The sequence below is a fragment of the Ruegeria sp. C2 genome (assembly GCF_056537765.1).
Window position 1 is genome coordinate 1,153,138 of record NZ_JBQFRZ010000001.1, and the last position, 18,128, is coordinate 1,171,265.

Annotated in this window: 20 protein-coding genes and 1 tRNA gene; 11 read left to right on the forward strand and 10 right to left on the reverse strand. The window is 59.9% G+C overall.

The genetic code is table 11. The features are described from left to right. Window positions 1–154 precede the first annotated feature (154 nt). Window positions 155–1,408, forward strand: a complete 1,254-nt coding sequence (gene tyrS / locus ACR0IV_RS05860) for a tyrosine--tRNA ligase (RefSeq protein ID WP_480657419.1) — start codon at window positions 155–157, stop codon at window positions 1,406–1,408. Between the two features lie 99 nt (window positions 1,409–1,507). Here the strand turns inward: tyrS and ACR0IV_RS05865 are convergent, their stop codons facing one another. Then, complete coding sequence (locus ACR0IV_RS05865; RefSeq protein ID WP_480657418.1) at window positions 1,508–2,248, reverse strand: hypothetical protein; 741 nt, start codon at window positions 2,246–2,248, stop codon at window positions 1,508–1,510. Between the two features lie 169 nt (window positions 2,249–2,417). On the opposite strand from ACR0IV_RS05865, the gene ACR0IV_RS05870 reads away from it, so the two are divergent. Next, window positions 2,418–3,173 carry a 3-hydroxyacyl-CoA dehydrogenase gene (locus ACR0IV_RS05870; protein ID WP_480469561.1) on the forward strand — a complete coding sequence of 252 codons (756 nt, stop codon included), beginning with the start codon at window positions 2,418–2,420 and terminating at the stop codon, window positions 3,171–3,173. Window positions 3,174–3,183: 10 nt separating this feature from the next. Further along, window positions 3,184–3,738, forward strand: a complete 555-nt coding sequence (locus tag ACR0IV_RS05875; protein ID WP_480657417.1) for a sugar O-acetyltransferase — start codon at window positions 3,184–3,186, stop codon at window positions 3,736–3,738. 76 nt (window positions 3,739–3,814) lie between these two features. On the opposite strand, the gene ACR0IV_RS05880 is transcribed toward ACR0IV_RS05875, so the two are convergent. The 3 genes from ACR0IV_RS05880 to ACR0IV_RS05890 form a co-directional block, all read right to left on the reverse strand. After that, window positions 3,815–5,623: an ABC-F family ATP-binding cassette domain-containing protein gene (locus ACR0IV_RS05880; protein ID WP_480657416.1), complete on the reverse strand. Its 1,809-nt coding sequence runs from the start codon at window positions 5,621–5,623 to the stop codon at window positions 3,815–3,817. A 68-nt stretch (window positions 5,624–5,691) separates the two neighbouring features. After that, entirely contained in the window at window positions 5,692–6,426 is a 735-nt protein-coding gene (locus ACR0IV_RS05885) for a GNAT family N-acetyltransferase (RefSeq protein ID WP_480657415.1), read from the reverse strand. A 97-nt stretch (window positions 6,427–6,523) separates the two neighbouring features. Beyond that, complete coding sequence (locus ACR0IV_RS05890) at window positions 6,524–7,000, reverse strand: outer membrane protein assembly factor BamE (RefSeq protein WP_480657414.1); 477 nt, start codon at window positions 6,998–7,000, stop codon at window positions 6,524–6,526. Between the two features lie 85 nt (window positions 7,001–7,085). On the opposite strand from ACR0IV_RS05890, the gene ACR0IV_RS05895 reads away from it, so the two are divergent. The 8 genes from ACR0IV_RS05895 (at window position 7,086) to ACR0IV_RS05930 (ending at window position 12,427) form a co-directional block, all read left to right on the forward strand. Then, complete coding sequence (locus ACR0IV_RS05895; protein ID WP_480657413.1) at window positions 7,086–7,622, forward strand: YceD family protein; 537 nt, start codon at window positions 7,086–7,088, stop codon at window positions 7,620–7,622. Between the two features lie 205 nt (window positions 7,623–7,827). Then, window positions 7,828–8,034 (forward strand): 50S ribosomal protein L32, encoded by a 207-nt coding sequence (gene rpmF / locus ACR0IV_RS05900; RefSeq protein WP_008756996.1) that lies wholly within the window; start codon window positions 7,828–7,830, stop codon window positions 8,032–8,034. A gap of 24 nt (window positions 8,035–8,058) precedes the next feature. Beyond that, window positions 8,059–9,144, forward strand: coding sequence for a phosphate acyltransferase PlsX (plsX, locus tag ACR0IV_RS05905; RefSeq protein ID WP_480657412.1), 1,086 nt, complete (start codon window positions 8,059–8,061; stop codon window positions 9,142–9,144). A 24-nt stretch (window positions 9,145–9,168) separates the two neighbouring features. Then, window positions 9,169–10,140, forward strand: coding sequence for a beta-ketoacyl-ACP synthase III (locus ACR0IV_RS05910; RefSeq protein ID WP_480469554.1), 972 nt, complete (start codon window positions 9,169–9,171; stop codon window positions 10,138–10,140). 96 nt (window positions 10,141–10,236) lie between these two features. Then, window positions 10,237–10,539 carry an integration host factor subunit alpha gene (gene ihfA / locus ACR0IV_RS05915; RefSeq protein ID WP_008755922.1) on the forward strand — a complete coding sequence of 101 codons (303 nt, stop codon included), beginning with the start codon at window positions 10,237–10,239 and terminating at the stop codon, window positions 10,537–10,539. 18 nt (window positions 10,540–10,557) lie between these two features. Further along, window positions 10,558–11,148 carry a MerR family transcriptional regulator gene (locus tag ACR0IV_RS05920; RefSeq protein WP_480657411.1) on the forward strand — a complete coding sequence of 197 codons (591 nt, stop codon included), beginning with the start codon at window positions 10,558–10,560 and terminating at the stop codon, window positions 11,146–11,148. A gap of 61 nt (window positions 11,149–11,209) precedes the next feature. After that, window positions 11,210–11,286, forward strand: a tRNA-Pro gene (locus ACR0IV_RS05925). Window positions 11,287–11,347: 61 nt separating this feature from the next. Further along, window positions 11,348–12,427, forward strand: a complete 1,080-nt coding sequence (locus tag ACR0IV_RS05930) for a 2'-deoxycytidine 5'-triphosphate deaminase (RefSeq protein WP_480657410.1) — start codon at window positions 11,348–11,350, stop codon at window positions 12,425–12,427. Between the two features lie 3 nt (window positions 12,428–12,430). Here the strand turns inward: ACR0IV_RS05930 and ACR0IV_RS05935 are convergent, their stop codons facing one another. The 6 genes from ACR0IV_RS05935 to argS form a co-directional block, all read right to left on the reverse strand. Next, window positions 12,431–12,670, reverse strand: coding sequence for a hypothetical protein (locus ACR0IV_RS05935; RefSeq protein ID WP_480469551.1), 240 nt, complete (start codon window positions 12,668–12,670; stop codon window positions 12,431–12,433). Between the two features lie 65 nt (window positions 12,671–12,735). Next, the gene (gene scpB, locus ACR0IV_RS05940) at window positions 12,736–13,386 is read right to left on the reverse strand and encodes an SMC-Scp complex subunit ScpB (RefSeq protein ID WP_480657409.1); all 651 of its coding nucleotides are present in this window, start codon (window positions 13,384–13,386) and stop codon (window positions 12,736–12,738) included. Then, entirely contained in the window at window positions 13,379–14,173 is a 795-nt protein-coding gene (locus ACR0IV_RS05945) for a segregation and condensation protein A (protein ID WP_480657408.1), read from the reverse strand. Before ACR0IV_RS05945 ends, scpB begins: the two co-directional genes overlap by 8 nt. Beyond that, window positions 14,163–15,170, reverse strand: a complete 1,008-nt coding sequence (gene nagZ, locus ACR0IV_RS05950) for a beta-N-acetylhexosaminidase (protein WP_480657407.1) — start codon at window positions 15,168–15,170, stop codon at window positions 14,163–14,165. Before nagZ ends, ACR0IV_RS05945 begins: the two co-directional genes overlap by 11 nt. Further along, window positions 15,167–16,210 (reverse strand): SPOR domain-containing protein, encoded by a 1,044-nt coding sequence (locus tag ACR0IV_RS05955; protein WP_480657406.1) that lies wholly within the window; start codon window positions 16,208–16,210, stop codon window positions 15,167–15,169. Before ACR0IV_RS05955 ends, nagZ begins: the two co-directional genes overlap by 4 nt. Window positions 16,211–16,298: 88 nt before the next feature. Further along, window positions 16,299–18,044 carry an arginine--tRNA ligase gene (gene argS, locus ACR0IV_RS05960; protein ID WP_480657405.1) on the reverse strand — a complete coding sequence of 582 codons (1,746 nt, stop codon included), beginning with the start codon at window positions 18,042–18,044 and terminating at the stop codon, window positions 16,299–16,301. Window positions 18,045–18,128: the final 84 nt, after the last annotated feature.

Here is an 18,128-nt window from a genome sequence, read left to right on the forward strand (position 1 = left end):
ATGTTGACAAATCCTCGAACCATAGGGATTTAGAACCCGGTTGCACGAAAGTTGCTCCTTCGTGCAGCCAAGCGGGTCAAGTTAGATTTTTGCTGACCGATAATTTACACCAGCCCTTGCTAAGAGGGCCAGAACACAAGGCCTGTTGAGCGTCATGACCTACCACCCAAAATCGGATTTCATCGCCACGATGATCGAGCGCGGCTTTCTTGCCGACTGCACCGATTATCAGGGCCTTGACGACGCGCTGATCAGTGGGTGCAAACCGGCCTATATCGGCTTTGATGCGACGGCCAAGTCCTTGCATGTGGGCAGCCTGATCCAGATCATGATGCTGCGCTGGTTCCAGAAAACCGGTCACCAGCCGATCACTCTAATGGGCGGCGGCACCACCAAAGTGGGTGACCCCTCGTTCCGCGCCGATGAACGCCCCCTGCTGGGCCCCGAACAGATCGACGAAAACATCGCAGGCATCAAAAAGGTGTTTGCGGCCTATATCGACTACGACACCGAGGCCGAGAACAAGGCCTTGATGCTGAACAATGCCGAGTGGCTGGACGATCTGAATTACCTCGATTTCCTGCGCGATATCGGGCGGCATTTCTCGGTCAACCGGATGCTTTCGTTTGAATCCGTGAAATCGCGGCTGGATCGCGAGCAATCGCTCAGCTTCCTCGAATTCAACTACATGATCCTGCAGGCCTATGACTTCCTTGAGCTGAACCGCCGCTATGGCTGTGTTCTGCAAATGGGCGGCAGTGACCAGTGGGGCAATATCGTCAACGGCATCGACCTGACCCGCCGCGTGCTGGATCACGAGATCTATGGTCTGACTTCGCCCCTGCTGACCACCAGCGACGGCAAGAAGATGGGCAAATCGCAGGACGGCGCAGTCTGGCTGAACGCCGAGATGCGGTCTCCTTATGAATTCTGGCAGTTCTGGCGCAACACCACTGATGCGGATGTGGGGCGGTTCCTCAAGCTCTATACCGAATTGCCGGTGGATGAGTGTGACCGTCTCGGCGCGCTGCAAGGGTCCGAGATCAACGAAGCCAAGATCCGCCTCGCCAACGAGGTCACGACCCTGCTGCACGGGGCCGAGGCGGCCGCGAACGCCGAGGCCACCGCGCGCGAAGTGTTCGAAAAAGGCGGTGTGGGCGGTGATCTCCCGACCCTCACGCTCAGCATGGATGAGCTGGGTGATGGCATGTCCATCGTCCAGATCATCGTGAAATCGGGTCTGGCGAAATCCGGCAAAGAGGCCAAGCGCCTGATCGCCGAAAACGGCGCCAAGCTGGACGACACCCCGCTGACCGATGCCGGTCTGATGATCGACGCTGGCGCGCTGTCTTCTCCGATCAAGCTGAGCGCGGGCAAGAAACGCCACGCACTGGTGCAATTGGGCTAACTCCAACTGCCACAAAGAAAAAACGGCCACCTGCATGAGGTGGCCGTTTCCTTTTTTGCTTCGGCAATTGCGCGAATTGATGGGCACCCGGCCTTCGCCTTACTTGCGGCCTTTGCCCTTACCTTTACCTTTACCCTTGCCTTTGCCTCTGGCGGCGTCGGCACGGGATCTCGCATTCGCTGCCGCTGCCCTTGCACCGGCTCGCGCCCTGTCGGCTCTGGCGCGCGCTTTATCCGCGCGATCATTGCCACTTTTCTTTGCGCCGTCGTTACCGCCAGGCTTTCCGCCCGGTTTGCCGCCGTCACCACCGTCACCTCCGGCACCGCCATCGCCACCGTCACCTCCGGCACCGCCGTCGCCACCATCACCTCCGGCACCGCCATCGCCACCGTCGCCTCCGGCACCGCCATCGCCACCATCACCTCCGGCACCACCATCGCCACCGTCACCTCCGCCGCCGCCGCCAGCGCCTCCGCCGCCTGCACCGCCATCACCAACGCCATTGCCGTCAGAGCTTCGGTCCTCGCCACGCGATGTCGCTGCTGAAATACTGGCGGTTGGCAAATCGGTCAGCAGCCCCGCCAGCCCCGGGCATTGCGCACCCGTGACCCCCAGAACTGTTTCGAAATCCGACCGCCTTTGAAGCCGCTTCAGAAAGCTCGGGGTCACCTGCGCACAGTCGCACAGCCCCGCATAGTCTCCGGCATTGGCCAAATCCCGCGCCGTGCGTCCATCGCACACCTCCGGCGCGGCAGCCACACTGCCAACCATCAATACCCCCAAAACAGGAGCCGCTACCATCGCGCCCAGTGCACGCTTCGCATTCGTTAACATAACCATATCGGTACCTCCTGAGTGTCAAACACGTGGTCGGAACGGATTGTTCATTCACGAAACGGCGACCCTCGCGTGAACGGTCGTTTGGCACCTCGGCACGCTCAAAACAGTAGACAGGATGCGGGTCTTGCAGTTATTGAACAATCGTTCATATCCGAGAGAGGAACCGGCCATGCAGCTATCCACCACCGCAGCGGTCATCACCGGCGGCGCGTCCGGCCTAGGTGAGGCCACCGCCCGCCATTTCGCCGAACAGGGCGCACAGATCACAATCCTCGACCGCGACGCCGAGCGTGGCCCGCAGGTCGCTGCCGGGATCGGCGGTCATTTCGTGCAGACTGACGTGACCGACGAGGCATCGGTTGCCGCTGCCATCGAACAGGCTGTCCAGTCGATGGGCAAGATCACCGCCGCCGTGAACTGCGCCGGTATCGCGATCGGGGCCAAGACGGTCGGCAAAGACGGCCCCCACCCTCTCAACGCTTTTCAACGCACCATCGACATCAATCTGGTCGGCAGTTTCAACGTCTCGCGCCTCGCCGCCGCTGAAATGGCGAAGAACGACCCCGAATCCGATGGCGCGCGCGGCGTGATCATCAACACCGCATCAATCGCGGCCTTTGACGGGCAGAAGGGTCAAGCGGCCTATGCGGCCTCGAAAGGTGGCATTGTGGGGATGACGCTGCCGATGGCACGCGATCTGGCCTCGACCGGCATCCGTGTCATGGCCATCGCGCCGGGTATCTTCATGACCCCGATGCTGGCCGGACTGCCCGAAGAAGTGCAGCAACAACTGGCCGCCGACGTCCCCAACCCGCCCCGTCTGGGCGATCCGCGCGAATATGGACGGTTGGCCGGGTTCATCGTCGAGATGGGCTATCTGAACGGCGAGGTCATCCGCATCGACGGCGCCCTGCGGATGCGTTAACCCTGATGGCATGAGCGAGCGGCAGAAAATGGCGGCAGGTGAGTGGTACACCTGCCTCGATCCTGAACTAGAGCAGATGCGCCAGGCCGCGCGCCGCGCTGTTCATGCCCACAACACCTGCCCACCCGATGATCGCGGTGCCATGGCAGATGAACTGGCCGCACTGATTGGTAAGATTGGGCAGGACTGCTTCATCGAGGCCCCCTTCCACTGCGCCTATGGGATCAACCTGTCGCTGGGCGACCGGGTCTATTTCAACGCCGGCTGCACCATATTGGACACCGCCCCTGTGCGGATCGGCAACGGAACCTTGCTGGGACCCAAAGTCCAGATCTACTGCGCTGAACATGCCCAAGATTCGACCCGGCGCGCGCAGGGTCTTGAGATCGCCCACCCGGTCACCATCGGGGAAAACGTCTGGATCGGCGGCGGGGCCATCATACTGCCCGGTGTTTCAATCGGTGACCGCGCCATCATCGGCGCGGGCAGCGTGGTGACGAAATCGGTGGCACCCGATGAAACGGTTGTGGGCAACCCGGCCCGTCCGATCACCGCGCGCGGATAGAATCTGTTTTCCACTCGTTTACAGAAAAAGTTGTACAACTCGGACACCTGAGCGATTTCAGGATGTACAACACGGACTATCCGGCCTCGGCCTTCTCCTCCAGCATCAGCCACTCTTCCTCGGCCGCCGACAGCTTTTCCTGCCGCTCGACTAGGGCATCGGTGGCTTTCTGGAACTTCACCGGCTCACGCGTGAACAGCTCGGGGTCTGACATCAGTTCCTCAAGCTTGGCGATCTCAGCCTCAAGCCGCGCGATCTCGGCAGGCAGTTTCTCAAGCCGGTGTTTCTCCGAGAAGGACAGCCCTACCTTTGGCTTGGCTTCTTGCTTCACCTTCGGCTTCGACGTCTTTGTTTTCTCTTCTTTTTTCTCAAAAACATCACCGCGCTGCGCGATGTAGTCAGACCAGCCACCGGCATAAACGGTTGCCCGTCCGGTGCCCTCCATCGCGATTGTCGTCGTGGCGACACGGTCCAGAAAATCCCGGTCGTGGCTGACCAGCAGCACGGTGCCGTCATAGTCGTCCAGCAATTCCTGAAGCAGATCCAGCGTCTCGACATCCAGATCGTTTGTCGGTTCATCCAGCACCAGAAGGTTCGACGGTTTCGCCATCAGCTTGGCCAACAGCAATCGCGCTTTTTCCCCTCCGGACAAGGACTTAACAGCCGCTCTTGCCTGCCGTTCATCGAACAGAAACTCTTTGAGATAGCCCACCACATGCTTGGGTTGCCCACCCACCATCACCTGATCAGCCTTGCCCGAAACCCGCATCTCGGGATCACCGGTCAGGCTGTCCCACAGCGTCATTTCAGGGTCGAGCTGCGCACGGGTCTGATCAAACACCGCGATCTCAAGATTTGTGCCCAGAGAGATGTTGCCTTCATCCGGTTCAACCTGACCCAGCAGCATTTTCAGCAGCGTCGTTTTGCCTACACCGTTGGGTCCGACAAAGGCCACCCGATCACCGCGCTGCACCAAAAGGTCAAAATTCCGAACGATCTGCTGTGCGCCAAAAGCCTTGGTAACACCCTTGGCCTCAATCACCTTGCGACCGGATTTAGGACCTGATTCCAATGCCATAGCCGCCGAGCCCTGACGCTTGATCTGCGCCGCTTTCTCGGCCCGTAAGGCTTGCAGGGCGCGCACCCTGCCTTGATTGCGCTTGCGTCGCGCGCTGATGCCTTCAACGGCCCATCGCGCCTCGGACTTGATCAGGCGGTTCAGCTTGTGGCGCTGCTGATCCTCCTCTTCCCAGACCTTGTCGCGCCAGCCCTCGAAGGCTGCAAAGCCCTGCTCCTGCCGCCGCACAACGCCGCGATCAATCCACAACGTTGCTCGTGTCAGTGCGCGCAGAAACGCCCGGTCGTGCGAGATCAGAACATAGGCCGCACGCGTCGCGCCCAACTCACGCTCCAGCCAGGCAATCGCCTCGATATCCAGATGGTTGGTCGGCTCGTCCAGCAGCATCAGGTCCGGCGCTTCGGCCATCAGCTTGGCCAACGCCGCCCGCCGCCGCTCGCCGCCCGAGGCGGTCTCGACCGCGCGATCCGGGTCGAATTTTAGGCCCTCTCCAGCGCGTTCCACCTTGTACAGCTCACCGGGCTCCAACCCGCTGGAGGCGTAGTCGCCCAGCGTCGCGAACCCTTCCATTCCCGGGTCCTGCTCCATGTAACCCACGGATTTACCGGGCGGAATCACAATATCCCCCTGATCCGCCTCGACCAGCCCTGCCATTACTTTCATCAGGGTCGATTTTCCGGATCCGTTTCGCCCCACCAGCGCCACGCGGTCACCGGGTTGAACCACCAGATCAAGTTCGGAAAACACCGGATCGCCCCCGAAAGTCAGGGAAATGCCGGACATCTGCAACAAAGGAATTCTCGCCATGCCCGCCAGCTAAACCGGCCAAGGCAACGCGTCAACGCCCCTGCTTCACCTTTTCCGAAATACTCGGATCACCCGGCCACCGCCCGCAGCAAGCGTTTGCGGGCTGGGGGAATCGCTCCGATCTCAAGCCCCGTAAACACATGCAGCGTGTTCATACGCCGATCCACCACGGCATGGTCGCTGACCCATCCCCCCATCATCAGATAGGTCCGCAGCAAAGGCGGCATCCGCAGCATCGCCTGTTTCACATTCGGACGACGACGCAGGCGCGCGGCAAAGCGAAACACATCCGGTGCCTTCACCCGCGGCAACCAGCGCTTGGGTGCCAGATGACAATGTTTCAGCATGGCAAACGCATCCAGATACTCGGCCGTCTCGGTCCCCGCGAAGGACGAGCAGCCAAACAGCATCTCAACCCCGTTCTGATCCACATATGCCGTCATCGCGCCCCATGCGACACGCAGGATATCGGGATCGGTCCAATCGGGGTGAATGCAGAAACGGCCCATCTCAACCATAGGGTTGGTAAAGTCATTTAACGCTGACAAATCATAGAATTGCGCCGAATAGCTCTGCCCGATCTCGGAACCATCCTGCATCGTCAGCATTCGAAAACAGCAGACCAGATGACCATCTGCATGCATATCTTCAATCAGAACATGCGCACATCGGGCGTCATATGCGTCATGATCCGTCTGGGAGGTGCCAAACGCCAGCGTGCGCAGGGCTTGCGCAGCCGCTATGTCCCGCCCGGTCTGAGCCAGCCGGGCGCGATAGCGGCCCCTGTTCAACAAATCAGCCATCGTCGCACCCTCCGCGGTTGCAGACCGGTTCGCATCTGTCTGGTCCCTAGCACAGTATGTGTGACTGCCCCGTGAACCTGCAAGCGTGTTGAGCGACTTAGTTGGAGACCCCTGGGATATTCGCCGGATTGAAGTTGCCGATATTGCCAAGCAACTGACGCAAGAATCCTTTGTCCTCGATGTTGGAATCGGTCACACGGCGGTCGAGGACGATGACATAGCCATCCTCAAGCCCGAACCGTTCGATGTTGCGCACAACGCCGCGCTGATCAAAACTGATCGCAACCAGCTCGCGCGAGACGACCTTGGGCCGTCTGGGCCCGGACGTACGGATGCGCGAGGCAACATAATAGTAACCCGAATCCCGTACCACACCTGCTGAACTGGGTGCGCCAACGGCCTCTTCCACGGTTTCACGCGTATCGACACCGACCTTGATCTTGGCCAGATCTTCTGGCGGCGGCACATAGCCGTGATTCTTAAAGATCGGCGTACATGCGCCTGCGACTGCCAGACAGGCCGCAAAGACAAGCGTTTTCGACGCTGGTTTCAACCTGTTCACACCCTTCAACATGCACACCCTCTTGCCTTGGCCCCTTGCGGACCCTATCCGATTACATCAAACCGCAGTCCCGGTTCAACACAGGAAAACCTCACGAATGAGCAACCAGACATCTTTGCGCGTCGCGGACCTGCCGCAAAACGCTCCGACACCGTTTGATTTGCGCCCGACCGGCGAGGCACTTGAGGCGATCAAACTGGAGCTTGGCCTGCTGGGTTTGCGCAAACTCAGCTTTGTAGGCGAGCTGCATGCGCAGGGTAAACGTGACTGGGCGCTTACCGGAAAGCTGGGCGCGACGGTGATCCAGCCCTGCGTCGTGACGCTGGAACCTGTGACCACGCGCATAGATGTCCCGGTGAGTCGCATCTTTTTGGCCAACTGGACCGATCCGGACGAGCCAGAGTTCGAAATCCCCGAAGATGATGAATCTGAACCGCTTGGCCCCGAAATCGATCCTGCCTTGATCATGGTTGAAGCCCTGTCGCTGGCCCTGCCCCAATATCCGCGCAAAGACGGTGCTGAACTGGGCCAATCCGACTATACCGAACCGGGCAAACAGGCCCTGACGGATGAGGATGTCAAACCCTTTGCCGGCCTGGCGGGGCTGCGGGATGCGCTGAAAAAAGACGAGTGACAGGCGGGGGATTTCCTGTCATAGCAGGCCGTCAGAAAAACCGCTTGAACATGACGAGAATCGCAGTATTTTCGCGCGCTCATCGGATTTAGGGTTGGACATTGCGGGGCGAGCCCCTTAAACGCGCGTCAAACCACGAGAAAACAAAGTACGTAACCCGGCTGACAGCGAATCTGTCAGCCCATATCAGACAAAGGTTGAGACCATGGCCGTCCAACAGAACAAAGTTTCCAAGTCGCGTCGCAACAACCGCCGCGCACACGACGCTCTGGTTGCTGCAAACCCGAACGAATGCCCGAACTGCGGCGAGCTGAAGCGCCCGCACCACGTTTGTGCCTCTTGCGGCCACTATGACGATCGCGAAGTCGTCGCTCAGGCCGACGAAATCGACCTGGACGAAGACGCGGCCTAAGCCTGATTGGACGCAGGCCAAGGCATGACGGATCAGCCTACGCAAACCGGACGGATCATCATCTCGGTTGACGCTATGGGCGGAGATTCGGGCCCTGCCGTCGTTGTGGCGGGTATTGCCAAATCTGCGGACAAGAACCCGAAGATCGGGTTCATCCTGCACGGTCAGGAACAGGAATTGCGCAAGCTGGTTTCCAAACGGCGTGTCCTTGATGGGCGCGTCGTTTTTCGTGATTGCCCCGACGTGGTCACGATGGAGGACAAACCCAGCCAGGTTGTGCGCAGCGGCAAGAACACCTCAATGTGGTCCGCGCTTGAGGCGGTGCGCGCAGGTGAAGCGCATGGCGCGGTATCCTGCGGCAACACCGGCGCATTGATGGCGATGTCGATGCTGCGGCTGCGCAAGCTGCCCGGCGTGAACCGCCCTGCCATCGCGATCCTGTGGCCCTCACGCAATCCGCAGGGGTTCAACGTGATGTTGGACGTAGGCGCGGATGTGCGGGCCGACGCCAAGGACCTGCTGCAATATGCGCTGATGGGCGCCTCCTACGCGCGCAACGGTATGGCGCTCAGCCGCCCCCGTATTGGCCTGCTGAATGTCGGAACCGAAGAACACAAAGGCCGGGCCGAGCTGAAAGAAGCGCATGCGATGATCTCGGATTTTGCCGATCAGGCGAATTTTGAGTTCGTGGGCTTTGTCGAAGGCAGTGATATCCCCGGCGACAAGGCCGATGTGATCGTGACGGACGGGTTCACAGGCAATGTCGCGATCAAAACCGGCGAAGGCACTGCCAACCTGATCGGAGATCTTTTGCGGCAGGCGTTCAAGTATTCCCCCCTGTCTAGGCTGGCCTCGATCCTTGCGATCACATCGCTCAACCGTCTGAAAAAGCGGATCGACCCCCGTCGCGTGAATGGGGGCGTTTTTCTTGGCCTGAACGGAACCGTCATTAAATCTCATGGTGGAGCAGACGCGACAGGCGTTTCAGCAGCGGTCAAACTGGCATTTACGCTGGCTGAATCCGGCTTCTCCGAAAAATTGGCGGCACGGGTTGCATCAACAGCCGCACTTGCACAAGATGCGGCCCATTCCGTGTCTCAATCGGAATAATAACAAAAAAGGCAGTACCCCAGCATGGCAGGCCGCTCAGTTGTTGTAGGTGTCGGACATTATTTGCCGGAGCGCGTTGTGCCAAACGCTGAGTTCGAGCAAACACTGGATACGACGGATGAGTGGATTCGCAGCCGATCCGGTATCGAGCGGCGACATTTCGCAGCCGATGATGAAACCACTTCCGATCTGGCCACCAAAGCGGCCGAGGCCGCGCTGGCTGATGCCGGGCTGACTGCTGAAGACATTGACGCCATCGTTCTGGCAACCTCAACCGCCGATCTGACCTTTCCGTCTGCAGCGACAATGGTTCAGGCCCGGTTGGGCATGACCAACGGCTTTGCGTTTGACGTGCAAGCCGTCTGCGCCGGTTTTGTATTCGCACTGAGCAATGCCAATGCTCTGATCCTGTCTGGTCAGGCCAAGCGAGTGCTGGTGATCGGGGCCGAGACCTTTTCGCGAATCATGGACTGGACCGATCGTTCGACCTGCGTCTTGTTCGGCGATGGCGCAGGTGCATTGGTGCTGGAAGAACAGGAAGGCAATGGCACGCCTGATGATCGTGGCATTCTGGCGACCGATCTGAATTCGGACGGGCGTTACAAGGATCTGCTTTATGTCGATGGCGGGGTCTCGACCCAATCCACCGGGCATCTGCGCATGCAGGGTAATCAGGTTTTCCGTCATGCGGTCGAGAAACTGGCTAGAACAGCCGAGGTCGCACTGGAACGTGCGGGCCTGACCAGCAACGATGTGGACTGGATCGTGCCGCATCAGGCCAATATCCGCATCATTCAGGGCACCGCCAAGAAAATGGGTCTGCCGATGGACCATGTCGTCGTCACGGTTCAGGACCACGGCAACACCTCGGCAGCATCGATTCCCCTGGCACTGTCCGTTGGCAAGCAGCGTGGACAGATCAAACAGGGCGATCTGATCGTGACTGAAGCCATCGGCGGCGGTTTGGCCTGGGGCGCGGTCGCCCTACGCTGGTAACCGGCACAATCCGGCTTACAGAGCCGCCCGCAATTCATTGATATTGACAGCGAATTTCGCATCGCCATATGCTTCCCCATCAACAGGGGAAAAAGTATGGGCGACAAAACACTAACCCGAATGGATCTGAGCGAGGCCGTCTTCCGTGAGGTGGGCCTGTCACGCAACGAAAGCGCGCAGTTGGTCGAAAGCGTACTGAACCACATGTCCGACGCACTGGTGCGTGGCGAGCAGGTGAAGATTTCGTCTTTTGGCACGTTCAGCGTTCGGGATAAAACCGCCCGCATTGGCCGCAACCCCAAAACCGGTGAAGAAGTTCCCATCCAGCCGCGCCGCGTGCTGACCTTCCGCCCGTCGCACCTGATGAAGGATCGCGTCGCAGCCGGGAATCGCAAGTAAGTTCAGGACGTCTGTGTTATGAGTAAGTCTCCCGACGCATTTCGCACGATCAGTGAAGTTGCGGATTGGCTCGGAGTTCAGGCTCATGTGCTGCGATTCTGGGAAAGCAAGTTCACGCAGGTCAAGCCCGTCAAACGAGCCGGAGGGCGGCGATACTACCGCCCTAATGATATGCGCCTGCTGGGTGGCATCAAGAAACTGCTCCATGAAGATGGGATTACCATCAAAGGCGTTCAGCGCATCCTGCGCGAACAAGGTGTGGCACATGTGGCGTCTTTGTCCCCCGCGCTCGACGAAACCGCGCCAGAGCCTGCGCCCGAAAGCACGGTTGTGCCCTTCACCGCAAAACCGGCGGCAGAGCCAGCGGATCAGATCAACTTGGATCTGGGTGAGCCCGTCCAGCCCGCCGCCACAAAGCCCCCGGCCCCGGCAACCGTGGAACAGCCACAACAGCCTGATGAGGTCGATGCGGCTCCGTTGATGGGGGGTATTGCTTCGCTGGCGTGGAATCGAGGCGACTATGACGACGAGCTGCTGAAGCAAATTGCGCCGATCGCAAAGGATCTGCGCAGCTGGCTGGATCGCGTTGAACACCACGCGGCGGGATAGCAAAAAAGGCGATGATTTCCTCTTGCCCCTGCCGGGAAAGTCTTTATGAACACCTCAACGTCGGGCTATGGCGCAGCCTGGTAGCGCGTCCGTCTGGGGGACGGAAGGTCGCAGGTTCGAGTCCTGCTAGCCCGACCAAATCACACCGACGTTTATGGCACATAGGCCGGATCCCGCTCTGGCATCAGGGGGGATCAAGATGACAGGTGTTTGCCCAAACCAGCAGCTGGAAGCGATGATCGCGCGTGGTGAGATCACTGCGAACCCGGATGTTATCCCGGCCCAAGTGCAGCCGGCCAGCCTTGATCTGCGTTTGGGAACAGTGGCTTATCGGGTGCGTGCCTCGTTCCTGGCAGGCGAAGGACGCACCGTTGCAGATCGTCTGGCTGAGTTCGAGATGCATCGCATCGACATCACCGACGGCGCGGTTCTGGAAAAAGGCTGCGTTTATCTGGTGCCCCTGATGGAAGCGCTTGCGCTGCCCGGCGATGTCAGCGCCGTGGCCAACGCCAAAAGCTCGACCGGGCGGCTGGACCTGTTGACCCGCACCATCACCGATGGCGGCACCGAGTTTGACCGGGTGCCCGCAGGTTATACCGGCCCGCTTTATGCAGAGATCTGTCCGCGCTCTTTTTCGGTGCTGGTGCGCCCCGGCATGCGGCTGAATCAGATCCGTTTCCGCAAGGGTCAGGCTGTTCTGAGCGACGCCGAACTGACCGCGTTGCATGGACAGACGCCGTTGGTCGACGGGCCAGCCGTCATTCAGGACGGCCTGGGGTTCTCGGTCGATCTGCGGCTGCCCGACACCGATCTGGTCGGTTATCGCGCCAAACCCCATACCGGGGTGATCGATCTGGACCGGATCGGCGAATACGACCCGCAGGAATATTGGGAGGAGGTGCGCACCAAGGACGGGCGCATCATCCTTGACCCCGGTGCGTTCTACATCCTCGTCAGCCGCGAGGCGGTGCATATCCCACCAATGTACGCCGCAGAAATGGCCCCATATCTGGCCATGGTGGGTGAGTTCCGTGTGCATTACGCCGGGTTCTTCGACCCGGGTTTCGGTCATGCCGAAGCGGGCGGTGCCGGATCACGTGGTGTGCTGGAAGTACGCTGCCATGAGGCGCCCTTTGTGCTTGAGCACGGACAGGTCGTTGGGCGGCTGGTTTATGAGAAGATGGCTGAGATGCCGACGCAGCTATATGGCGCAGGCATTGCTTCGAACTATCAGGGTCAGGGCCTGAAATTGTCCAAGCATTTCAAGGCTGTTGGTTGATCCTCAGAACTTCATGAACCTGCGCATCTGGCGGGTCATCTGCTTCATCTGATTGGCGTTCTGTTTCTGGCGCGCGGCGGTGTCATGCATCTGGCGGTCAGCTTCCGGGTTGCCCGGGGTCTCTGACTGATCCGGTTTGCGTCCCACTCGGCTTGCCAGATCGATCCCCTTGTTGACCCCATGGTTCACAAGGCGACGGGTCACTTGGCGCACGATCATGTCGATGATCCGATTGGCATTCATTGGCTCAACTCCGTTTCCTGCACTCTACAATAGACACGTTCTGCGGCAACAAAAGGGCTGACCGATCACTCTTCCTCGAACAGCTCTGTCTGATCTTCGTCCTCGTCTGCTTCCTGCCCCTCGCCCAGAGGCACGGTGCCGGGCGGAGGCCGGTTTTCCAGCAACCCTGCGGCGCGCAGCTCTTTCAGGCCCGGCAAGTCGCGGGCATTCTCCAAGCCGAAATGATCCAGAAACTCGGGCGTCACCACAAAGGTCACCGGACGACCCGGCGTCATGCGGCGTCGACCTAGCCTGATCCACTCCATTTCAAGAAGCTGATCGATGGTGCCACGCGAGACGGAAACACCGCGGATTTCCTCGATCTCGGCCCGCGTGCAGGGCTGGTGATAGGCGACGATCGCCAGCGTTTCGATTGCGGCCCGGCTCAGCTTGCGGGTCTCAACTGTTTCCTTCTGCATTAGAAAGCCCAGATCGGGTGCGGTACGGATCGCCCAAGCCTCGCCCACTCGTACGACACGCACACCACGTCCTTCATAGCGCTTCTGAAGCGATTCAACGGCTTGCGCGGCATTGCTGCCATGGGGCATCCGCGCTTCAAGATCGGCAATCGTCACCGGCTCGGCGCTGGCAAACAGCACAGCTTCGACCATCCGCTCTTGCTCGGCCAGCGGAGGTGCTTCGAACAGCGTACCTGTCTCTTCGGGTGCGTCACTCACGTGTTTCGGTCCTCTTACGCAGATGGATCGGGGCAAAGGTCTCGCTTTGCTTGATCTCCATATGTCCTTCTTTCACCAGCTCAAGCGAGGCTGCGAAGGTTGCAGCCGTGGCCGAGCGTCGCCGCACCGGGTCGGCATCCCAGCCTTCGGGCAGATAAGTCTCCATGTCCGTCCAGGCACCGGCAAAGCCAATCAGGGGTCGCATCCGCTCCAACGCTTGTTCCATCGTAAAGACGGCGTCGCGGTCCATTACGAAGGGGCGGAACTCGTCGCGCGTGCGGATACGCGCATAGCCCTGCATCAGGTCCAGCAGCGTGGCGGAGTAGGTCACGGTGCGAATGCGGGTGACATCCTCGCCCTGCCCGCGCTTGAAGAAATCGCGACCCAACTGATCACGCGCCATCAGCCGTGCGGCGGCATCACGCATAGCCTGCAGGCGTTCCAACTGGAACGCGAGGTGCGCCGCCAGTTCCTCACCCGACGGCCCTTCATCATCCGGATCGGGGGGTAACAGCAAACGGGATTTGAGAAAGGCCAGCCAAGCCGCCATCACCAGGTAGTCGGCGGCCAGTTCGATCCGCAGCTGCCGTGCCTTTTCGACGAAGGTCAGATATTGCTGCGCCAGCGCCAGAACCGAGATTTTGCGCAGGTCCACCTTTTGCGTCCGCGACAGGGTCAGCAGCACATCCAACGGGCCTTCGAACCCGTCGACGTCAACGATCAACGCCTCGGCGGCAAGCCGATCGGCGACCGAGACCGGGTCTTCGCTGAAAAGGTTATCCTGCATATACCTGCCCGCCCATTAGGGCAGATAGTTCCGCCTCGGCGGCTTGGATGTCAAGTTCCTGTGGCGGTTGCCGCTGAGCCAGCGCACGATCTGCGCGGGCTTGTGCTGCATCGGTCATTAATCCGGCGGCTTCGAGCACCTGCGCACGTTCTTCAAACGCCCCGTTGCAGTGCAATGCGACATCGCATCCGGCGTCCAAGGCTTGGCGAGCCAAGTCGGCGGGCGCGCCGTTGAGTGCTTTCATCGTGATATCGTCGGTCATAATCAGACCGTCGAAACCAATCCGCTCACGTATCAAGGTCATCATTCCGGCAGAAATGGTCGCGGGCCGGGGATCAATCTGATCGTAGACCAGATGAGCTGTCATTCCCATCGGCAGATCATTGAGTGCTCGGAACGGGGCAAAATCGACCACTTCCAGCGCATCCAGCGACAGGTCCACATGCGGCAGGTCGTGATGACTGTCGAGCGTCGACGGGCCGTGGCCCGGCATGTGTTTTATTACCGGCAACACGCCACCATCAAGATGCCCGGTGGCAACGGCTCGACCAACCGCAGAAACCTGTTCGGGATCAGAGCCATAGCAGCGGTTCTTCAGAAAAGCATGTGTATCGTCACGGGCCAGATCAACCATTGGCGCACAGTTGCTGTCGATCCCCAATTCCAGCAATTCATGTGCGATCAGACGATAGCGAAGATACATCGCGCGTTCGGCCTGATCTCCGGCGCGTGCGGCATGATCCAAAGGGGGCAACCATTCGCGGGCCAAGGGCGCGCGCAAGCGCTGCACGCGACCACCTTCCTGATCAATTGTGATCGGGCAATTCCGCCCGACTGCCTCGCGGAAATCGGCGCACAAAGCGCGAGTCTGATCGGCAGTTTCAATATTGCGAGCAAACAAAATGAACCCAAACGGGTTCATCTCCTTGAACAGGGCTTTTTCATCCGATGTCAGGCGTAGTCCTTCGGCATCGGTGATAACTGCTCCAAAGCTCACCGGACGGCGACCGGGATACAATCGGCGCCTTGCGCGACCAGTGCGGCGCAGAATTGACGCGAGTCGCTCAGATCATCGAACCCCATGACACGCAGGCGATAGAAGGTACGCCCACCGCTTGAGGTTTTTTGGATAACACGCTGTTTTCCATCCATATACTCGCCGAAGCGCCCATTCAGACGCGCCCATTCGGCCTGCGCTACATCGGAACTTTCATAAGCGCCGAGTTGAGCCAACCGCGTGCCTTTGGACAGAGTGTCGGGATCGACATCCAACCCAACCGCTGCCTTCACGGCAGCGTTGATCGCCGCCTCGGTGGCGCTGTTGGATGAAATCGAGCTGGGCGTGGCTCGGGCCGGACGTACCTGCGGGCGCAGCGACCGGCGCACGCCCGGCAGCGCGGCAATCGCCGGGTCAGGCTGTTGTGCGGCATAATCAACCGGATCAATCGCGGGCTCTTCTTCAGGCGTGACCAGCGCGGCGAGTTGCATGTTCTGCTCTTCGCCCTGCTCAGGCTGGGTTTCGGCGGCAAGCCCTTCGACCAGTGCATTCACGACGGCCTGATCGGTGGTAGGTTCTTCGATCACTTGCACGGCGTTTGTCGCCTCAAGCGCAGCCATAGGCGTGTCTTCGTCGGTCAACGACACAGGGCGCGGGGCAAGGATCAGGCGATCCGCCGGGGGGGCTGCAGTTCCAACTGCGGCCACAGCGTTCACAGCCAGACCCTGATGATCGGCAGGCGTGCCACCCGGGTTCTCGGGCTGCACGCGCATGGGCCCTTCGGCAGCCCGCACAACCGGCACGCCGCTGACGTCGCGCATGATCAATTGATAACCCCAGACGCCAACGCCTGCGACCAGTGCCAGAGACGCAACCGCCCCAAGCACATTGACAATGCGACCCAACCCTGCGCCTGCGCGCGGGGCCTCGTCATAGCCATAGCTTTCGTCGGGATAGCCATACGCATCTTCAGGATGCGTTTGATTCGAGTAATGCATCTGCTCGGGGCTTGCCTGCCCCGAGTAATCGTAACGTGCCATATCCGCCTCACCGCCCGTTTCGCGCCTTAAAAAGTGGCGCGCGGGTCATTTCTTGCCTACCTCAGACCGGCGGTTCGGGCGATATTGTTTACCGCATCTCCTGCGCCGGGGTAACGCCAAGAATACCCAAGCCCGCTGAAATCACAACAGAAACAGCGCGCGCCAATGCGATTTTCGACTGGCTTGTGGCAACATCGCCATCCTGAATAAAGCGAAGCTGGGTTTCGTCGTTGCCCTTGTTCCACAGCGCGTGAAAATCCCCAGCCAATTCATAGAGATAGAAGGCAACCCGATGCGGTTCGTTGGTACGCGCCGCGATTTCAACCAGACGTGGCCATTCTGCCAGCTTCTTGGCCACGGTCAGCTCAGAGGCGTGGTCAATCTTGCCCAAATCGGCCCCGACAAGGGCGGCGTCATCGGCAGCAATCCCGGCCTCAGCAGCACGGCGAAGGACGCTCATGACCCGGGCATGGGCGTATTGAACGTAGAACACCGGGTTCTCTCGGCTCTGTTCCAGCACCTTATCGAAATCGAAATCCAGCGGCGCGTCGTTCTTGCGAGTCAGCATCACAAAACGGGTCACATCAGGCCCGACCTGATCGACCACATCGCGCAGCGTAACAAAGTTCCCGGCGCGTTTGGACATCTTGAAGGGCTCGCCGTTCTTCCACAGCTTCACCAACTGAGTCAGCTTGATATCCAGCGGTACTTTGCCATCAGACAGCGCCGACACAGCAGCTTTCATCCGCTTCACATAGCCTCCGTGATCCGCGCCGAATACGTCGATCAGAGCGTCAAAGCCACGGCTTACCTTGTCGTAGTGATAAGCGATATCCGGTGCAAAATAGGTCCAGCTGCCGTCCGATTTCTTGACCGGGCGGTCGACATCATCGCCATGCTCGGTCGATTTGAACAGGGTTTGCTCGCGCGGCTCCCAATCTTCGGGTTTCTTGCCTTTGGGAGGCTCCAGCACGCCTTCATAGATCAGGCCCTTATCGGTCAGCGACTGCAGCGCAGCCTCAATCCGGCCCGTGCCATAGAGCGATTTCTCCGAGAAGAACACATCCATCTCGACGCCCAGCGCCTTAAGGTCAGCCCGGATCAGGTCCATCATTGCGTCGGTCGAAAACTCGCGCAGCTCTTCCAGCCACTCGCTTTCCGGCTTGTCAATCAGGCTGTCGCCGTATTTCTCCTTCAGCGCCTCACCGATCGGGATCAGGTAATCGCCGGGATACAGCCCCTCGGCGATCTCAGGGCTCAGCCCGTTGGCTTCGCGATACCGCTCATAGGCCGAACGCGCCAGCACATCCACCTGCGCGCCGCCATCGTTGATGTAGTATTCGCGGGTCACATCATGGCCCGAATAGGCCAGCAGGCTTGCCAGCGCATCGCCGAACACCGCGCCCCGCGTGTGGCCCACATGTAGCGGCCCGGTTGGATTGGCCGAGACATACTCGACATTCACCTTCTGCCCATGCCCCATGGTTGAGCGCCCATAGTCCGTGCCCGTCTCAAGCACCGCCGCCAGAACGCCCTGCCAAACCGACGGCGCAAGACGCAGGTTCAGGAAGCCCGGCCCTGCCACCTCAGCACTGGTGATCCGTTCATCTGCCGCCAGCTTTCCGGCCAGTACGTCAGCAATGTCGCGCGGCTTCATCTTCGCCGGTTTTGCCAGCACCATGGCCGCGTTGGTCGCCATGTCTCCATGCGCGGCATCGCGCGGCGGTTCGACCGCCACGTTGTCAAAGCTCAACCCCTCAGGCAGCGCACCTTCGGACTGCATCTGCGCCAGCGCGTCCAGTACAAGGCCGCGGATCTCGGAAAACAGGTTCATTTCGGATGTCCTTTTGCTTGTCGCGGGGTTTACCACGCAAACCGCCAAGGTCAATGGACGCCTAAAGTTTGCGCTTGGATTAAC

What these genes read in the sequence shown, in the direction of transcription:
- ACR0IV_RS05880 (WP_480657416.1), bottom strand. Translation starts at nt 5,623, where the DNA reads ATGGCGAGAATTCCTTTGTTGCAGATGTCCGGCATTTCCCTGACTTTC.
- ACR0IV_RS05945 (WP_480657408.1), bottom strand. Translation starts at nt 14,173, where the DNA reads ATGCAGGATAACCTTTTCAGCGAAGACCCGGTCTCGGTCGCCGATCGG.
- ACR0IV_RS05895 (WP_480657413.1), top strand. Translation starts at nt 7,086, where the DNA reads ATGAGCAACCAGACATCTTTGCGCGTCGCGGACCTGCCGCAAAACGCT.
- ACR0IV_RS05910 (WP_480469554.1), top strand. Translation starts at nt 9,169, where the DNA reads ATGGCAGGCCGCTCAGTTGTTGTAGGTGTCGGACATTATTTGCCGGAG.
- tyrS (WP_480657419.1), top strand. Translation starts at nt 155, where the DNA reads ATGACCTACCACCCAAAATCGGATTTCATCGCCACGATGATCGAGCGC.
- ACR0IV_RS05885 (WP_480657415.1), bottom strand. Translation starts at nt 6,426, where the DNA reads ATGGCTGATTTGTTGAACAGGGGCCGCTATCGCGCCCGGCTGGCTCAG.
- ACR0IV_RS05935 (WP_480469551.1), bottom strand. Translation starts at nt 12,670, where the DNA reads ATGAATGCCAATCGGATCATCGACATGATCGTGCGCCAAGTGACCCGT.
- ihfA (WP_008755922.1), top strand. Translation starts at nt 10,237, where the DNA reads ATGGGCGACAAAACACTAACCCGAATGGATCTGAGCGAGGCCGTCTTC.
- ACR0IV_RS05870 (WP_480469561.1), top strand. Translation starts at nt 2,418, where the DNA reads ATGCAGCTATCCACCACCGCAGCGGTCATCACCGGCGGCGCGTCCGGC.
- ACR0IV_RS05865 (WP_480657418.1), bottom strand. Translation starts at nt 2,248, where the DNA reads ATGGTTATGTTAACGAATGCGAAGCGTGCACTGGGCGCGATGGTAGCG.
- plsX (WP_480657412.1), top strand. Translation starts at nt 8,059, where the DNA reads ATGACGGATCAGCCTACGCAAACCGGACGGATCATCATCTCGGTTGAC.
- rpmF (WP_008756996.1), top strand. Translation starts at nt 7,828, where the DNA reads ATGGCCGTCCAACAGAACAAAGTTTCCAAGTCGCGTCGCAACAACCGC.
- argS (WP_480657405.1), bottom strand. Translation starts at nt 18,044, where the DNA reads ATGAACCTGTTTTCCGAGATCCGCGGCCTTGTACTGGACGCGCTGGCG.
- ACR0IV_RS05930 (WP_480657410.1), top strand. Translation starts at nt 11,348, where the DNA reads ATGACAGGTGTTTGCCCAAACCAGCAGCTGGAAGCGATGATCGCGCGT.
- ACR0IV_RS05875 (WP_480657417.1), top strand. Translation starts at nt 3,184, where the DNA reads ATGAGCGAGCGGCAGAAAATGGCGGCAGGTGAGTGGTACACCTGCCTC.
- ACR0IV_RS05955 (WP_480657406.1), bottom strand. Translation starts at nt 16,210, where the DNA reads ATGGCACGTTACGATTACTCGGGGCAGGCAAGCCCCGAGCAGATGCAT.
- ACR0IV_RS05890 (WP_480657414.1), bottom strand. Translation starts at nt 7,000, where the DNA reads ATGTTGAAGGGTGTGAACAGGTTGAAACCAGCGTCGAAAACGCTTGTC.
- ACR0IV_RS05920 (WP_480657411.1), top strand. Translation starts at nt 10,558, where the DNA reads ATGAGTAAGTCTCCCGACGCATTTCGCACGATCAGTGAAGTTGCGGAT.